This window comes from Variovorax paradoxus, assembly GCF_009498455.1.
Classification (GTDB): domain Bacteria; phylum Pseudomonadota; class Gammaproteobacteria; order Burkholderiales; family Burkholderiaceae_C; genus Variovorax; species Variovorax paradoxus_H.
The window spans coordinates 3971103-3984831 of record NZ_CP045644.1 but is presented as its reverse complement, the minus strand read 5'-3'; the positions used below and the strand labels follow the sequence as shown (position 1 = coordinate 3984831).

24 protein-coding genes are annotated in these 13729 nt (G+C 61.7%); 1 reads left to right on the top strand and 23 read right to left on the bottom strand.

The genetic code is table 11. The features are described from left to right. Positions 1–855: 855 nt before the first annotated feature. The 6 genes from GFK26_RS18335 to GFK26_RS18310 all read right to left on the bottom strand — a co-directional run bounded on the left by GFK26_RS18335 (position 856) and on the right by GFK26_RS18310 (position 3324). Positions 856–1491 carry a hypothetical protein gene (locus GFK26_RS18335; RefSeq protein WP_153283217.1) on the bottom strand — a complete coding sequence of 212 codons (636 nt, stop codon included), beginning with the start codon at positions 1489–1491 and terminating at the stop codon, positions 856–858. A gap of 528 nt (positions 1492–2019) precedes the next feature. Further along, entirely contained in the window at positions 2020–2202 is a 183-nt protein-coding gene (locus GFK26_RS18330; protein WP_153283216.1) for a hypothetical protein, read from the bottom strand. Between the two features lie 3 nt (positions 2203–2205). Next, entirely contained in the window at positions 2206–2379 is a 174-nt protein-coding gene (locus GFK26_RS18325) for a hypothetical protein (RefSeq protein WP_153283215.1), read from the bottom strand. Positions 2380–2614: 235 nt separating this feature from the next. Further along, complete coding sequence (locus GFK26_RS18320; RefSeq protein ID WP_153283214.1) at positions 2615–2752, bottom strand: hypothetical protein; 138 nt, start codon at positions 2750–2752, stop codon at positions 2615–2617. 4 nt (positions 2753–2756) lie between these two features. Continuing rightward, entirely contained in the window at positions 2757–2900 is a 144-nt protein-coding gene (locus GFK26_RS18315) for a hypothetical protein (RefSeq protein WP_153283213.1), read from the bottom strand. Positions 2901–3075: 175 nt separating this feature from the next. Next, on the bottom strand, positions 3076–3324 hold the full coding sequence (locus GFK26_RS18310) for a hypothetical protein (RefSeq protein WP_153283212.1): 249 nt from the start codon (positions 3322–3324) through the stop codon (positions 3076–3078). A 924-nt stretch (positions 3325–4248) separates the two neighbouring features. Here GFK26_RS18310 and GFK26_RS18305 point away from each other — a divergent pair. Beyond that, positions 4249–4920: a hypothetical protein gene (locus tag GFK26_RS18305; protein WP_153283211.1), complete on the top strand. Its 672-nt coding sequence runs from the start codon at positions 4249–4251 to the stop codon at positions 4918–4920. Positions 4921–5550: 630 nt separating this feature from the next. On the opposite strand, the gene GFK26_RS18300 is transcribed toward GFK26_RS18305, so the two are convergent. The 17 genes from GFK26_RS18300 to GFK26_RS18225 form a co-directional block, all read right to left on the bottom strand. Next, on the bottom strand, positions 5551–5853 hold the full coding sequence (locus GFK26_RS18300) for a hypothetical protein (RefSeq protein WP_153283210.1): 303 nt from the start codon (positions 5851–5853) through the stop codon (positions 5551–5553). Then, entirely contained in the window at positions 5843–6538 is a 696-nt protein-coding gene (locus GFK26_RS18295) for a hypothetical protein (protein ID WP_153283209.1), read from the bottom strand. Before GFK26_RS18295 ends, GFK26_RS18300 begins: the two co-directional genes overlap by 11 nt. Beyond that, positions 6535–6786, bottom strand: coding sequence for a hypothetical protein (locus GFK26_RS18290; protein ID WP_153283208.1), 252 nt, complete (start codon positions 6784–6786; stop codon positions 6535–6537). Before GFK26_RS18290 ends, GFK26_RS18295 begins: the two co-directional genes overlap by 4 nt. Beyond that, on the bottom strand, positions 6783–7007 hold the full coding sequence (locus tag GFK26_RS18285) for a hypothetical protein (RefSeq protein WP_153283207.1): 225 nt from the start codon (positions 7005–7007) through the stop codon (positions 6783–6785). Before GFK26_RS18285 ends, GFK26_RS18290 begins: the two co-directional genes overlap by 4 nt. Next, entirely contained in the window at positions 7004–7357 is a 354-nt protein-coding gene (locus GFK26_RS18280; protein WP_153283206.1) for a hypothetical protein, read from the bottom strand. Before GFK26_RS18280 ends, GFK26_RS18285 begins: the two co-directional genes overlap by 4 nt. Positions 7358–7657: 300 nt before the next feature. After that, complete coding sequence (locus GFK26_RS18275; RefSeq protein ID WP_153283205.1) at positions 7658–7996, bottom strand: hypothetical protein; 339 nt, start codon at positions 7994–7996, stop codon at positions 7658–7660. Continuing rightward, positions 7996–8328, bottom strand: coding sequence for a hypothetical protein (locus tag GFK26_RS18270; RefSeq protein ID WP_153283204.1), 333 nt, complete (start codon positions 8326–8328; stop codon positions 7996–7998). The genes GFK26_RS18275 and GFK26_RS18270 overlap by 1 nt, the downstream gene beginning before the upstream one ends. A gap of 1 nt (position 8329) precedes the next feature. Next, complete coding sequence (locus GFK26_RS18265; RefSeq protein ID WP_153283203.1) at positions 8330–8764, bottom strand: DUF6876 family protein; 435 nt, start codon at positions 8762–8764, stop codon at positions 8330–8332. Next, on the bottom strand, positions 8761–9153 hold the full coding sequence (locus tag GFK26_RS18260; protein WP_153283202.1) for a hypothetical protein: 393 nt from the start codon (positions 9151–9153) through the stop codon (positions 8761–8763). Before GFK26_RS18260 ends, GFK26_RS18265 begins: the two co-directional genes overlap by 4 nt. 36 nt (positions 9154–9189) lie before the next feature. Continuing rightward, the gene (locus GFK26_RS34490) at positions 9190–9312 is read right to left on the bottom strand and encodes a hypothetical protein (RefSeq protein ID WP_265590106.1); all 123 of its coding nucleotides are present in this window, start codon (positions 9310–9312) and stop codon (positions 9190–9192) included. 74 nt (positions 9313–9386) lie between these two features. Beyond that, entirely contained in the window at positions 9387–9974 is a 588-nt protein-coding gene (locus GFK26_RS18255; RefSeq protein ID WP_153283201.1) for a hypothetical protein, read from the bottom strand. Next, positions 9971–10612 (bottom strand): alpha-ketoglutarate-dependent dioxygenase AlkB, encoded by a 642-nt coding sequence (locus GFK26_RS18250; RefSeq protein WP_153283200.1) that lies wholly within the window; start codon positions 10610–10612, stop codon positions 9971–9973. Before GFK26_RS18250 ends, GFK26_RS18255 begins: the two co-directional genes overlap by 4 nt. A 2-nt stretch (positions 10613–10614) precedes the next feature. Then, positions 10615–11838 carry an RtcB family protein gene (locus GFK26_RS18245; protein ID WP_153283199.1) on the bottom strand — a complete coding sequence of 408 codons (1224 nt, stop codon included), beginning with the start codon at positions 11836–11838 and terminating at the stop codon, positions 10615–10617. Between the two features lie 255 nt (positions 11839–12093). Then, positions 12094–12525 (bottom strand): hypothetical protein, encoded by a 432-nt coding sequence (locus GFK26_RS18240; RefSeq protein WP_153283198.1) that lies wholly within the window; start codon positions 12523–12525, stop codon positions 12094–12096. Next, a complete protein-coding gene (locus GFK26_RS18235) occupies positions 12522–12770 on the bottom strand; it encodes a hypothetical protein (RefSeq protein ID WP_153283197.1) in 249 nt (82 codons plus the stop codon). The genes GFK26_RS18240 and GFK26_RS18235 overlap by 4 nt, the downstream gene beginning before the upstream one ends. Further along, positions 12767–13273 carry a hypothetical protein gene (locus GFK26_RS18230; protein ID WP_153283196.1) on the bottom strand — a complete coding sequence of 169 codons (507 nt, stop codon included), beginning with the start codon at positions 13271–13273 and terminating at the stop codon, positions 12767–12769. Before GFK26_RS18230 ends, GFK26_RS18235 begins: the two co-directional genes overlap by 4 nt. After that, positions 13273–13683 carry a hypothetical protein gene (locus GFK26_RS18225; protein ID WP_153283195.1) on the bottom strand — a complete coding sequence of 137 codons (411 nt, stop codon included), beginning with the start codon at positions 13681–13683 and terminating at the stop codon, positions 13273–13275. The genes GFK26_RS18230 and GFK26_RS18225 overlap by 1 nt, the downstream gene beginning before the upstream one ends. Between the last annotated feature and the right edge of the window lie 46 nt (positions 13684–13729).

The window sequence follows — 13729 nt, the reverse complement described above, 5'->3', positions numbered from 1 at the left end:
TGTAAATCACCAATCCGTAAGTCGCTACTGACGGGGTCGTCAACAACTGTAGCCCCCATGGGTGTTACTATTTTGTCGCAACAATGTTGATGCATGATATGCAAAAAACTCAGCCATCACACACGATCTTTTTCCGGCCGATTTAGCGTTATTCGCTTGAAATAACAGCCTTTTCCTCTCACCCCTGCAAAAGTGGTCATGACCCCGTTTATTGACGCTAAACAGTGCTCGCTGACCGGGTCGTTTGGGGCACCCGATCTGCCCCGTTCTCTAGCGAATGCAAGGCTTCGACGCAGCAGCGACGCGCGAAAAAAGCCTCCAAGTACCCGACTAAATTGTGTGGATATAGCTTGCAAGCAACTCCCACGGAGCGATGGCTCGGCCCTTCGAGGCGCGGCCGGCCGCGCCGAGGGTGGGCAGGGGCCTCTATAAGGATGACCGTCTGGCCAGGCCGCCAGGAATCCTGGCGATCGAGCAATGACCGCAACCTCCTCGCTGCCTTGCCGTCCTTGCGCGGGAAGTCGTCGCCCATGTCGTCGAACCGTGCCCTGTGCCTTGCGCGGCTTGTCGTCCCTGCCGGGTGCCTGAGGGTCTGGCAGTCGGCTCTATAAGGAGTCGCTCCGGGGCCATGGAAAAACGGCACCAAGGGCCACAGCAAAAGCGCGTCCACCGCAGGGGTGGTAAGGTCCTCAGGGTGCACCAATAGGGTGCGAGTGGGGCAATGCCCGACGCATTGCCCTGCGTCAGATCGCGCTGCAAAAGGGAGGGAGTTTTAGCCCCTCCCCTTTAACCCCTTGCATTCACCATTTAATGCAAGGGCCATTGAATGTGTCAGTAATGACACACTCAAAAGATTTACGCTTTCACCATTTCGTCAATCTGCGATTCGGTCGCTGCATTCATGCATGCATTGAACGCAACAATAAGGGGGTGTTCGGTGTTGAGTTTCACTGCTTGATTCTGCTTGCCCGGTTCGCCCACGGTAGCCCCTGCGAGTTGCAGAAAACCATTCTTTCCCACGGTGCGACTGCATTGAGTCGGGATGGTGCTCAAACCGACGCGACCAAACAGTTTATTCACTGCGGTACGCGACACCCCGCGCGACTCAGGGGCGATCTTGCCCGACTTCAAACCCGCACCGATGTAATGCAGGGCATCGACCGTAAGGGGGTTGTCCCCTGCGAGTTGCAGAGCGTAGATAATGGTCGCAGTGGTGTTGTCGATATTCGCGTAAGACTTAGCGTTGACACCATGAATGAATTGAATGAAGCGCTTGATAACCTTGGGGTTGCGGTCAATCGCGAAAATCTGCGTGGTGTCGATCTTCATTTTGTCAATTGCTGCATTGACCGCTTCGGTGAATTGAAAGACCGAGTTCTTTGCACCGATGACCGATGCGATATCAGCGCTGGTAGCAGCGAGACGGTGCGACTGCAGCATGGTCATACGTGCGGTGAAAGACTTAGAAACCTTGGTTTGAGCTTGCGACATTTGAGAACCTCTTAAGTGTTTGGGCTTTGCCCTATGTGCCCCAGCGAATTTGCTGCGGTGACTGAATTATGGGGTAAATACACTAATTGTGCAATACCCCGTTGTACTTTGGGGTCTTTACGCATTGTACTTATGCACAGAGGGCGCACCTGCGGACGCAAGTCTTATATAAGACTCAGTGTGTGAAGGCTTGCGTTATGTACCCCATGGGCGCCCTACCCCTTGACCCTGCGGGATTCGGGCAAGGCTCGGGCTATGGTGCGTTTTCTGCGGGTTTGCCCTAGGTATAAGCTATATGCGCTTTTCGACATATAGCTCTGGATGCGGAAAGGTCGCGTTCGGACCAAGGATGCGGACGCTTCGCATCTCGGACGAGGACCTCGCTCCCGGGGCGGGCGCGAATCCTAGGACCCTTACTAGTCCCTCGCCGTGTACAAAATCCCGTCCGAGGGGTGGTACTCGTCCCTCGCCGTACGCCTAGGATCAGCCCTGGCCCAGAGGTAGCCCCTACACGGGGCTGCTCGGATCTCAGTGGTTGGCGTTCATCTGGCTGACAGCCCACTGCTCGCAAGGCAGATCGACCGCGTTCCCATGGTCGTCTTGGATCATGAATCGGGCGGTTTCACCAGGCGTCACAGGGAGCGCGTGGTAGCCCCGGAACTTGGCAACGACGGCCGGCACGAGCGACCAGCTCTTCTGCTTGGCACCCATGGCTCAGCCCCTCTTCACGGCGCGCTGTGCGTACGGCACGGGCACCTTGCGATCACGGGCACGTTGGACCTCTTCCCGGTCCCGTTTGCGGTCGGCAGCGAGCTGAAGCGCGTCGAGGGTGGTGGTGCTCAGACCGAAGAGGTTGGACGACGACAAAATGCGGTTGTTGCGGTTCACGGGAGACCTCGTGTTGTTGAGTCTCTACTGTCGAACCGGGGTCTCGGCCCTGCCCTGGCTGCACCCACCCGTCCGAGGCCCTGCTGCTCCCTCCCCTGCCCACCACCTGGCCTTCGGAATACTGCCCAGGAGTGGTAAATCCGATTTACCACCTACGGGTGCTATTGGCGCTGGCTACGCTGAGCCTAGGACGCGAGCCTTGAGCCTGAAAGCCCAGCCTGAGCTGGGCTGAGCCTTACTTGCGGGGCGCCGAGCCCAGGAGCAGGTAGTGAGCCTCAGCGAAGTCGACCTGGCGGTTGCGCAGGTAGCCCGCGGCGGCGCGCAGGCCCAGCGACTTGCGAATGGAGTGCATGCGTTGGATCAGGGCGTCCATGTGATCACTCCCCGTCCGACCAGGGGGTGTAGCGGCTCACGGCCATGCCGACCGTGGGGAACGCGGGCGGGGCGGGCACTCGGCCCAGCAGGCACAGGGACAGGTAGCTGAAGGCGTTGACCGAGGGCGATTCGACGAGAACTGGCATGGTTTGAGACCTCTTTGTTGCATCGCGTCTTTGCGATAGGTCTACTGTCGAATCGGGGTGTTGGCGGTCTCGGGCCGGGGTGCGCGCAGCCTCGGATCAATAAACTGCGCTTTATCCTGCCTAGGACGCAATCTATTGCGCAAAGAGACACCCGAAGGTACCTCCCGCTCAGGGCCTAGGCTACGCACACCTCAGCATGCACATCGAGGAGCTCCCCTCCCAGCGCACGAATGTAGGCATCGCAAGCGGCCCGGGCATTGGCGTGCAGACCATCCGAGGACATGAACAGCGCCTGGTGCTCGATGCCGAGGTGGTTGAGGTAGTACAGGCGTAGTGGGTGCACGCCTTGGATGCGGTTGTCGGCCGCAAGGCTGTAGGGGATGGCAGCAGTGTCAGAGGTCAGATACGTGTCGGCGTTGAGCATTCGTTGTTCGATCGCCTTCCCGGGCTCCTGGGTCGCAAACAATGTTGGGCGGCTTCAGGATCAGGTCAGGAACACTGTGATTCTATACAGTGTTTTGGCGAGCCGAGGAGAAGCCGAGGCGAGCGTATGCCCACTTTGGTGCATCCGAAACGGTCGAGGAATTCAGCCGTATGCCGAGGCGAGCCAAGGCCCAGCCGAGGAGGGTCGGACACGGATCGGCTAGGACCAGGTTTTGATTGAAAGCTCCTAGGCCGCCACCCTCCCCACTTGTCCTTACTCTTGGGTGTATGTCTCTCCCCTGAGCCTGTAGGTGCCTGTACCTCCCCTGTTCTTCCCTGCCTGGCTCCACCCCTGCTCGGCTCGCCCTCTTCTGCTCCCCTGTCTGGGTGGTTCTGCCCTCCCCTGAGCCTGGTGTCTCGCCCCGGGTGTGCCTGTCTACCTGGTCGGCGGGTTGGGTGCTTTCTCTCCTGATCCCGGTACGGTTCTGGCCCTCTGCCGAGCGGGTGCTGGCGGTGGTGATCTGCTTCTCCTGCTTCCGGGGTGCGGTTTGGGTGTCCTCTCTGTATCGAGGCCCGCAGCCGTATGCGGATTGCCCTGGTGCCTGGGTGTCGCGCTTGCTGGCTTGGGTGACCTTCTTTCCCTCTTCTGGGTGCGGGTAGGGTGCATCAGGGCGGGGCTGTGCGCGTGCCAGTTCTGGTCGAGCGCTCAGCACTTGTCTTGCTGCGCGGCGGGGCACGGCTTGTCGCTTTCCTGCACCCGCTTATCCCTCGGCTCTGCTCGTTATCTGCCCTGTTCGCGTAAATATCTCGCCCGAGCTTGAATTACCTGTGTTAGCGGGCACTAACACCAATATAAGTAGCAAAAAGTCCTTATGTATCAATGGCTTACATATACTTGGCGCGACAACAAATCGAGGAGAAGCGTATGGACTCGGGAATTGCGAGCCTGATCGGCGTGGGAGTGGGTGTCTTTGCCGCAAACGGCGCGAAGGTGATCGAGCACTATGTCCACCGGCGGCGTGCCGCGCAGTACCTGGCTGTCCGGCTGGTCACCGTGCTGGACCGCTTCATTGCAGGCTGCGTCCCGGTCACAGAGGACGAAGGGAGAGTCCTGCCGGGCAGCTACGATCTTGAACCAGTGGCGACGCTGCCAACACTTGAGTTCGACAGCCTTGACGTCGATTGGAAGTCAATCAAGCCGCACCTCACATATGCGGTCTTGGCACTCCCGAACGAAGTAGCTGAAGCTGTGCGCTCAATCAATGCGAACTTCGACCCGTCCAATGTGCCGAGCGTCGACTTCTCGGCCCGACAGTTTCACTTTGCCCGGCTGGGTATCGCAGCGAACGACCTCATCGGTCGTCTGGCGGGAGTCGGTGGCTTGGCTCACTACTCACCCGACCGGCGCCGCCTGACACGGGCACTGGAACTTGCTTTCGAGCGTCGTACCCAGCAGCGTGAATCCTGGATGAAAGAGATGATTGAATTCAGACGACGCAGTGCCGAAGCGGAAAAAGCGAGCATCAGGGTGATGCGCGAGGCCCACGGTGAGGTGCAGCCTGACATGCCAGCCGAAAAGAAACCCGACCAGACATGAGCCTGGCCAGGTTTATGAAGGCCCGGCGTTCTCAGGATCGGGCAGAGGTTCTCACTTCGCAGTGAGGTAAGCAGGCCCTTGCTGGCTCCCCTGCTTACCGCACTGTGCTGTGCGTGTTTCGATGTTGTAAGTATCTACTGACTTGTCTGGCCCGCGACAGGCTTCAGCACGTCAGTCGTGCGGTTAAAAGGGCTGCAGCAAACGCAGCCGATCGGCGAGTCGGTCGAGATGAATAAAAAGGGGAGCCAGGGGCTCCTTCGCGCACTCGGCATCCAACACCGCCTCCAACATGGCGGACGATGGCATCTTGAACCCCTTCACCACCGGATGCTTCCCTGCGGTGCCCGACTCGCTGTTCTTCCCAGAGAGGTAGCCGTTAGACCAACTCAAGACCGCAAGTCGGCGCGTGCGCTCCTCCGCTCCGGGAGGTCCCTTGCGTGCCCCAAGCCACAAGGGGCATGAATCGGAGGTGACACCAATGCCAGTTCCGATGTTCCCCTCCTCAGCCGCATGTACCGCACCAGCCAGAGTGAGAGTCAGTGCCGCGGCACATAGCTTGAGAGCTCTCATGTGTGGGCCGGTATCGATTCGGATCATCTAGACGCTTTCAGTGCTTCAAGGTCTTCAGTGTCAGCGCTTCTGGTTGGCGAGCACGTCGGCGATTGCTGCCTCCTGAGCCACGAGCCTAGGATCTTTCACAGCCGCTTGAGCCTCCCGGGCTTCGCACACCTTGCCCTCGATGCGGTCGAAGGTCCAGGGGGTGGTGCTGTACTTGGGGCCACGGTTGATGATCTCGCGCTGCCATGCGTTGTTGCACTGGTCGAGCGTCGGGAATGCGCGTTCGCCGGTGTGCACTGGGATTTTGGTTCCCACGCTGCTCGGCGTCGCCGGTGTGAAGAACAAGGTGGCGGCGAGGACGTATTCAAGTGCCATGAGCGTAGGGGTCTTCGTAGAGTTGGACGTCAATGTCGAGACGCAGCGAGCGCGGTTCGATTTTAATGACCAGCCTCGCTCTTTCCTCGGGCTCGTAGTGTGCGGCGATGCGCTTGTCGTTGACGATTTCGTCGAACAGCGCGGCGACCCCGAACCCATCTGCACGGAAGCGTCGCTGCACCTGGCGATAGCCGATGCGCATGTAGCGCGGCAGCGCCTCCTGGCAGGCGACGACGAACGACTCGAAGTCGTCTTCCTCGTCTTCCTCGCACTGGCTCTCCTGCCGGAGCGACTTGATCGCCGTGCGGACGGTCTCGTCCAGGATCGCCTCAGCCTCTTCACCGAGCAGGCGCTGGCCAGCGTTCGGGATCACCACGTCCAGCTGGCCCGAATCCCACTTCTCGCTCAGTATCGATGCCAATGCTGAGCCCATGAGCCATCCTGGCTGCCGGTTCAGCATGTCCTGGTTGGCCATGTGGCCCGTCTCTCCCCTGCTGCAAAGCATGGCGCCGAAGGCGCGCATCTCGCCCTCATGGGAGCCATCGCGCAAATCGTGGTGATCGAGAACGTCGTGGGCCACACCGAAGGCGTTGATGTTCGCGTTGAAGTCCGGCTGAGCCTCGGGAATCCAACCGTCGACGCCGTGCTCCTCGTCGTGGTCGTAGTTGAAGACGACTTCGATCATTGGCTGTCCGCGCTCTTCGCAAGGTTGCGGTCGTTCTGCCGGAGCCAGGTTTCGCCGGCCGCTTTGGCCGCCTCCGCGCTGCCGTGCTGGGTTTCGAGCGGGCTGAAGCCGCAGCCGGGGAACCAGCACTCGAGGTCGGCGAACGAGCCGTAGTCGGTGACGCTCACCCACCATTGGCCGTGGCCGACCTTGCCGCAGTGCGTGACACCGTAGAAGGGCTTGGTCCAAGCAAAGACAGGCGACGTCACTCGTGAGCCCCCGCGACGTCACTCGTGAGCCCCGCGACGTTGAACGTCGTTTCGATGAAGGCTTCGATCTCCTCGACCGTCATCGGGGCGTGCTCACCCCCACAGGTGAGGATGTCGCCGAGGTCGCCGTCGTCGGGCGTGACGGTGCCGCTTTCCAGGGCCTGCTGCAGAAGGCGCAGCCCTGCCAGGAGCGCGCTGTGCTGTGCCTGGTTGATCTTCATGCGGCGCTCCGGGCGGGCGCTGCGTTCAAGCCGTTGGCCGCGCGGAAGCCCGCGTGCACCATCTCCACAGCCTGGCGGCCGTTGGGGAACTTGCCGCCGATGTTCCAGGTGATGACCTCGGCCGGGTCGCTGTTGCGCTTGTGCCAGTCGTAGATCGTGGCGACCACCTGCCCGTCCGTGAAAAGGAGCGCCCACGTGGTGGTGACGTTGTCGGCGTTCTCGGGCTTCTGCGGCGCGCCAAAGGCAGCTTCGAGCTGCACCTGAGACGCCTGGATGGTGCCCTGCAGCTGGGTGAAGTTGATATCGATCGGACCGTCCCGGTGCGTGGTGAATGGCGAATTGGTTTGCATGTGAGAACCTTTCGGTGTTTTGATATTTGTAAGTATTGACTGTTTGTTTCGGACGTGTCTCGGCTGCGTAGCGCTCTGCTCTTTCAGGTCGGAATGCGCACTACCAGTCGCCCCAACCTGGCCTGTCATCCTCGAAGATCTTGCGCTGATGCACTGCGCGCAACGCATCCGCCAGGAGCCTCAGGGCGGCAGGCTTAGGCTGAGAGAGCTTCTGAACGCCCACGCCCCTCAATGCCCCCGCGAGCATGCGCACGCCGAGCTTCGCCTCACGATGGGCTCTTTCGATTTCAGCGAGGGTCATCACCACGCACCCCACCCTTCAGGCAGCGAGGCCAGGTACGCGCGGTGCTCGTGAACAGCCTTCTGCATCTGCCTGACGTGGTCGTCCATGGCCTCGCCCGTGGTCTTGGACCACACCTCGAATGACATGCCATCGTTGTGAATGTCATAGCCCAGTTCCTTTCGGCAGTCCTGGTAGTAGCCATGCGTGCGGCGCGCGTGCTCGAGGCGCATTTCCAGTTGCGTGATGTGGGCGGACTGGTCGACGAAGGACATCTCGTTCCACTTGTCGGGGTCGATGCGCTTGTAGTTGCCCAGCACGTTGTCCAGGTCACACTTTCGCTTGAAGCTCACTTCCATCACCACGCTCCCAGTCGTTCTTCCAGGTCGGGCATCAGCCGACGTTCGCGGTCTCGCTCCCGGCGAGCCTCAGCCTCGATTGCCGCGAGGGCCCGGGTGTGGACCATCTCCTGCTGGACGACGCGGCCGCGGTAGAACTCGATCGCCTCAATGCGGTCCTCGTGCTTCATGCGGGCGAAGCGGAAGCTGTCCATCGGAGGCTTGGTGCCCGTGTCCGCGAACACAACGGCCTCATAGAGCTTCCAGGGTGTGGGCGGGCCAACCTGCTCGAGGTAGTTGGGCGTCGGCTCCGACGCCTTGAACTTCGCCAGGTATGGGCTCAACCGGGCCATGTCACCGCTCCGACGGCCACATCATGGTCATGCACAGCTTGCCGTCGCCGAGCTGGCTGGACTCGATGAAGAACAGCCACACGCCCTCGGGGTCGAGCTTGGTCTTCGGCCGCTCAGGGCAGTCCGTCGGGTCGACAAAGCGCCGGAACTTCGTGTTCCCGTTTCCGTCATCCACGATCAGGTGCGCCTTGCTGCCCGTGACCTTGAGGCGCACGCTGGCAAAGCCGCAGCCCTCGCGCTCGTCCAGCACTAGGCTGCGGATCGCCGGCTCGGTGGCCAGGATGTCGAGCAGCCAGTAAGCGCCGCCACCGGCGTTCTGAGCGAAGAAGCGCACGCCTTCGGTGTAGTTGAAGTCTCGGACCAACCCGTGCCGGAACAACTGCTCGGCGCCCGAGAATTGCTGCATGTTGCGAAGCAGCTCGTGTCCGTCGTTCATGCCTTCGCCCCCGAAGTGATGATGCCGGTGGCCGTGTCGAGATGCAGCGGGCCGGGGTCGGGAACTGCGTAGGTCGTGGTGCCGAACTCGGGGTCGTCTTCGTTGGTGCAGGCCACCGCAATGCTGCCGTCCTCGTTGAAGGTGACCTCTCGATCATCGGGCGAGTCGAGAGGCTCGCTTGCTTCGACCCCGTCTTTGTCGAAGTAGGTGGAACTGGATGTCACGTCGGTCTGTTCGACCTTTATGTCTTCAAGGAGGCCGTCATGCTGCATCTGCCAGAGGACAGCCAACAGGTCTTCGCCCTCCAGGTTTTCGGGCAGGTCGACCTCGTGGGTCACCGTCTCTCGGACCGTCCGCACGGTCACAAGTTTGTGGGTTTTCATCTGCATGGTGTGAGCCCTCTGTTTACTGAGTTATGAGTGTCATCACTGACTGTTGGCCCTGAACTTCCGAACATCGCTCATTCCTTCGATCCACAGGACCAGCCTCCCCATGGCGTAGCTGCCAACGGCGGCGAGACAGGTGAAGATGGCGAGTGGGAGGTACATGGCGCGGCCCTTTCAGCGATGCGTGGTGCAGTAGTTGCGATGTGTCTACTGTCACGCCCTCGCTTAGGCGCCGGCTAGGCTGCGTCGATAGCAGTGCACAGCGCATTGAATTCGTCTTCGTCGACATCCAGCGCCTTGAGCCAGTGGCCGAAGTAGATCTCCAGCTCGTAGCTGCGCGCGTGCTTGCCCTTGTGGTGAGTCAAGAAGTCCTTGCAGTTCTGCACCTTGTCGGCGATCAGCATGTGCCACACCTCCTCAAGGTCGCCTGGTGTTGGCAAGCCGCTCACCTGGACGTTGGGGTGCACGCGCTCGACCGCGCTCTGGCCCTGCCATATCGACTTCGTGACCTTGTCGCTGAGCCAAGCGTTGGCCCGGTAGCGATACTCCATCGCCAGCAGGATGCAGTGCGGGTCGAACTCCCAGAAGGGGCCGAGCCGCTGCGCGGTCTGCGCCAAGTCTTTGTCAGCCTGGAAAAGTGGGTGCAAGCACCACGCGCGCATCGAGTGCAGGCTTGCGTTTATCTTGTCCATCACCACCAGCCCTTCATGAATGTGGTTGATGAGCGGCACCCGGGAGCGCTCGGCGATCGCCACACCGTAGAACTCGGCGATGGCCCGGTACTCGGGATAGCCGCGCACGGCGGCCGCAAAGTTGCCCTTCATGCCTTGAACCCCCTGAAGGTGAAGGAGATGCGCGCGCCGCAGTCGTGTCGCGGGCTCTTGGGGATGCGGTGCTGGTGCGTGTCCTGCATGCCCGGCTGCATGAGGCACAGCGACCCGTGTCCCAGCAGGAGCTTGTCCAACGTGCGATGTTTCTCGCGCAGTGCTTCGAGGTTGTGCTGAGCCGTCTCCGGGTCGATGTGCGCCGCCAGTTCAGCATCGGTGAGTCGCTGCACGGTGGTCTCATTCGGTCGGAACCAGATTTCGCGCTCTGCACCCAGGCTCACGATGGCGATGGGACGGTCGTCGTCCATCTCTGGGCTGTCGTCGGCGTGCCAGCCGAGGTGATCTTTGCCGTCCACGTAGCCGTTGAGGAAGCACACGTCGAACGTGCAACCTGCGGCCTGTTCAGCCAGGCCCCACACGCCGTCAATCCACGCGTGGGTAGGCTGAGCCAGGTAGGTGCGCCGGCCGCGGTCACGCCCGTAGGTGTAAGGCAGCCCGTTGTCGGCGACGTAGTACTCGCGTCGCGGTGTCTGGTCGTGACGGACCCAAGCCAGTTCGGCCCACAGCTGTTCCATCGCCATGCTTGCGTCCACCGGTGAGAGCAGATGCGGCTGGTAGGTGATCGGCACACCCATGGTCAGGCCCCCTTGACGCACAGAACGGCACGCAACTCGTGCACCACCTCGACCAGATCAGCCTGGTTGGCCATCACCTGATCAATTGGCTTGTACGAGCCGGGGATCTCATCCAGCACGGCGTCGTCCTTGCGGCACTCGACACCCTCGGTCTGCGCGATCAGGTCCGCGAGCGAGAAGCGGCGACGCGCTTCGGTGCGGGACATTACCCGCCCTGCCCCATGTGAGCACGAGCAGTACGACTGCGGGTTGCCTTTACCCCGCACGATGTAGCTGCGCTGCCCCATGCTGCCCGGGATGATGCCGAGATCACCTTCGCGGGCCCGGACGGCGCCCTTGCGCGTCACCCAGATGTTGCGGCCGAAGTGGTTCTCCTTCTCCACGTAGTTGTGGTGGCAGTTGACCGCTTCGGTGGTGGGCAGGAACGCCGTGGGAATGTTGTCGCGCAGCGCATCCACGCAAGCCATCATCATCTGACGGCGGTTTTCGAGCGCGTAGTTTTGCGCCCATGATACCGCCTCGACGTACTCGTTGAAGTCGTCCGTCTCCTCGGGGAAGTAAGCCAGGTCCTGGTGCGGCAGGTTGATGAAGAACTTCTCCATGTTGCGCTTGGCGCGCTCGATGAAGTGCGTCCCGATCTTGTTGCCGACACCGCGCGAGCCGCTGTGCAGCATCAGCCACACCTGATCAGACTCGTCGAGGCACAGCTCGATGAAGTGGTTGCCAGAGCCGAGCGTGCCCAGCTGGTTCCATGCCTTCTCGAAGATGCCATCGCCCAGGCGCTCCTTGATGCGGGTGTTGTGGAACTCCTTCCACACCGGGTGGATGTCATCGCCGCCGTGCCCATGTGGCACGCGGCTTTTCGTGTGCCCGCCACCGGCACCCAGCGGCACTGCGGCTTCAATGGCGTCGCGGATCTTGGCCAGGCTGTCCGGCAGCTGGTCGGCTCTGAGGGTGAGTCGCACCGCGTTCATGCCGCAGCCGATGTCGACGCCCACCGCAGCCGGGATGACTGCCTTGTCGGTCGCGATAACGCTGCCCACCGTCGAGCCGATGCCCGCGTGCACGTCCGGCATCAGGGCGACGCCGTTGGATGCGATGAAGGGCAGGCGCGCCAGGTTCTTGGTTTGCTGCAGCGCACTGTCCTCGATGTTGAGGGTGCCGTCTTCGCGACGCTCGACCCATGCCTTGATGGGGCGTGCGCCCTCTTCCTGAATGACGTTCATGTTGCTCCTTACTTGATCGATTTGACGATGAGATAGATGACGAGGCAGGTGGCGAAAATCATCGAACTTCGCCCTTCGCCGTGTAGCCCAGAGGCCAGCCCGCGGGCTTCGGCTGCGCTGGTGCCGGGCGCCCTTCTCGGCGTGCGCGTTCTTGCTCAGCCCACGAGCCTTTGACGGGCGTGATCGGCAGTAGCTTGCCGTTCTTGATCGGTCCGTAACCCATGTGGCGCTCCCTTTCTTGGTATCGATCTACTGTCAGGGCTTACCTGTGGCGCGCTTGTGCGCCTGCAGCAGCTCGGACTTCATTGCGGCTTTGGCGGCGGCCAGGTCAGCGGCCGACACCAGCACCTTCGCGGCGTGCTTCATGCCCTCGAGGAACGGATTGCGCCGCGACTTCTTTCCCAGCGTGGTGGTCGCACTCGAGCCTGGGGGCAGCAGCTGGTATTCCCAGAGGCCCGTCGTGGCAAGCCCTCGGCGGCGACGCTCGACCACAAAGCTCCCGTACTCGACCTTGCGCAGGTTCCTCAGCTGTGCCGACACCGACGCTTCTGGATCGCCCGTGGCTTCGGACAGCTCGCCCAGCGTGCGCCAGGTGCTGTCGTTCATGCAGCGGTACACGCGCAGGATCTGCTCGTTGAGGCGTTCCTCATCGAGGGTCGGGTCGAAGCCAGGGCCGCAGAAGCTCACAGGCAGGGGTCCCCGCAGTTGGTGCAGCCGCCGTTCATGCCCCGCTTTTCGTTGAGGCAGCACGGGTGCAACAGAGCGTCGAAGTGCTCCTGTGCAGCGGTCTTGACCACCCCGGAGCGCTGGCGGTCCTCGTGGTCCAGGCGCGCCATGTGCTGGTCGAGCTCCTTCTTCTTGCCCGCCTCGTACAGTTCCAGTGCGGTCGAGCCGGGCATCAGGCGCACGTTGTTGTAGACCACGCCCTTCACGACTTAAGCCTCTCAGCCACGTACTGCTCCCGCGCGGCGCTGTTCAGTTTCATTGCCGTCTCGAAGCGGGCCAGGTCCTCCTCCCATTGCTCGAACAGGACGAAGCCGTCATCGGAGTTGCGCCGCAGGTTGAACTTGCGGATGTCCCACGCGCAGTCGAAGCAGTAGTAGGCGTCGGTGCCACTGTTGAGGAACCAGGCGTTCGGTCGCTGGCAGGCCGTAACGTTGCAGTTGCGGCCCTGCTTTCCCTTGTCGGCCGGGTCCAGCTTGGCGACACGGTCGTCGTTGTCGTCGATGGACGAGCGATATCCCATCGCGCGGTCGATCCGCCTGCGCATGCGCATGTCACGCTCATCCTTGCCGCCCGGAGATGGCCTGTTGAGCGGGTCAGTCAGCGGGCGTGCGGCCAATTCATCGAAGACGATGAGCGAAGGGCGAGTGCCGCTCACGCCGCGGGATGGCGTGGCCGCCAGGCGCAGCTGCATCTTGCTCGGGCGAGCCATCAGAACCACTCCGCGATCTGGTCGATGTACTCGGCGACCGGCTTGAGCGCCTCTTCCAAGTTGGTCGTCTGGTCGTTGATGACGTCCCAGCCCGTGTTGCCGTAGACGAAGTAGACCCAGCCGATCGAGATGTGCTGGCCAGGCTTGTAGACCTTCAGCCAGTCCTCGTCGGTGGACATCATGCTGTTCTCGAGCAGGACCGGATCGGTGGTGCGCTCGCAGGCCCAGTCCCCGCCCTCGTAGACGCGCAGCTCGTAGCCGGCGGCCAGGAGCGCCGCGCAGGTGCGGCGGAAAATCTCGCGCTCGATCGTGATCCGCGTGTGCAGCGAACCGTGGATCTTGCCCTGCAGGAGGAAGGCCTTGTCGCGCTCGGTCGGGAGCGGCAGCGGCGTGCGGGTAATGGTGTTCATACGTTGAGCCCTCTTGTTTTCGATATTTAGAGTGTCAGTGGTGACT

What these genes read in the sequence shown, in the direction of transcription:
- GFK26_RS18285 (WP_153283207.1), bottom strand. Translation starts at nt 7,007, where the DNA reads ATGAAGATCAACCAGGCACAGCACAGCGCGCTCCTGGCAGGGCTGCGC.
- GFK26_RS18305 (WP_153283211.1), top strand. Translation starts at nt 4,249, where the DNA reads ATGGACTCGGGAATTGCGAGCCTGATCGGCGTGGGAGTGGGTGTCTTT.
- GFK26_RS18230 (WP_153283196.1), bottom strand. Translation starts at nt 13,273, where the DNA reads ATGGCTCGCCCGAGCAAGATGCAGCTGCGCCTGGCGGCCACGCCATCC.
- GFK26_RS18260 (WP_153283202.1), bottom strand. Translation starts at nt 9,153, where the DNA reads ATGCAGATGAAAACCCACAAACTTGTGACCGTGCGGACGGTCCGAGAG.
- GFK26_RS18330 (WP_153283216.1), bottom strand. Translation starts at nt 2,202, where the DNA reads ATGGGTGCCAAGCAGAAGAGCTGGTCGCTCGTGCCGGCCGTCGTTGCC.
- GFK26_RS18295 (WP_153283209.1), bottom strand. Translation starts at nt 6,538, where the DNA reads ATGATCGAAGTCGTCTTCAACTACGACCACGACGAGGAGCACGGCGTC.
- GFK26_RS18270 (WP_153283204.1), bottom strand. Translation starts at nt 8,328, where the DNA reads ATGGCCCGGTTGAGCCCATACCTGGCGAAGTTCAAGGCGTCGGAGCCG.
- GFK26_RS18310 (WP_153283212.1), bottom strand. Translation starts at nt 3,324, where the DNA reads ATGCTCAACGCCGACACGTATCTGACCTCTGACACTGCTGCCATCCCC.
- GFK26_RS18250 (WP_153283200.1), bottom strand. Translation starts at nt 10,612, where the DNA reads ATGGGTGTGCCGATCACCTACCAGCCGCATCTGCTCTCACCGGTGGAC.
- GFK26_RS18335 (WP_153283217.1), bottom strand. Translation starts at nt 1,491, where the DNA reads ATGTCGCAAGCTCAAACCAAGGTTTCTAAGTCTTTCACCGCACGTATG.
- GFK26_RS18245 (WP_153283199.1), bottom strand. Translation starts at nt 11,838, where the DNA reads ATGAACGTCATTCAGGAAGAGGGCGCACGCCCCATCAAGGCATGGGTC.
- GFK26_RS18265 (WP_153283203.1), bottom strand. Translation starts at nt 8,764, where the DNA reads ATGAACGACGGACACGAGCTGCTTCGCAACATGCAGCAATTCTCGGGC.
- GFK26_RS18225 (WP_153283195.1), bottom strand. Translation starts at nt 13,683, where the DNA reads ATGAACACCATTACCCGCACGCCGCTGCCGCTCCCGACCGAGCGCGAC.
- GFK26_RS18275 (WP_153283205.1), bottom strand. Translation starts at nt 7,996, where the DNA reads ATGGAAGTGAGCTTCAAGCGAAAGTGTGACCTGGACAACGTGCTGGGC.
- GFK26_RS34490 (WP_265590106.1), bottom strand. Translation starts at nt 9,312, where the DNA reads ATGTACCTCCCACTCGCCATCTTCACCTGTCTCGCCGCCGTTGGCAGC.
- GFK26_RS18300 (WP_153283210.1), bottom strand. Translation starts at nt 5,853, where the DNA reads ATGGCACTTGAATACGTCCTCGCCGCCACCTTGTTCTTCACACCGGCG.
- GFK26_RS18315 (WP_153283213.1), bottom strand. Translation starts at nt 2,900, where the DNA reads ATGCCAGTTCTCGTCGAATCGCCCTCGGTCAACGCCTTCAGCTACCTG.
- GFK26_RS18255 (WP_153283201.1), bottom strand. Translation starts at nt 9,974, where the DNA reads ATGAAGGGCAACTTTGCGGCCGCCGTGCGCGGCTATCCCGAGTACCGG.
- GFK26_RS18280 (WP_153283206.1), bottom strand. Translation starts at nt 7,357, where the DNA reads ATGCAAACCAATTCGCCATTCACCACGCACCGGGACGGTCCGATCGAT.
- GFK26_RS18320 (WP_153283214.1), bottom strand. Translation starts at nt 2,752, where the DNA reads ATGGACGCCCTGATCCAACGCATGCACTCCATTCGCAAGTCGCTGGGC.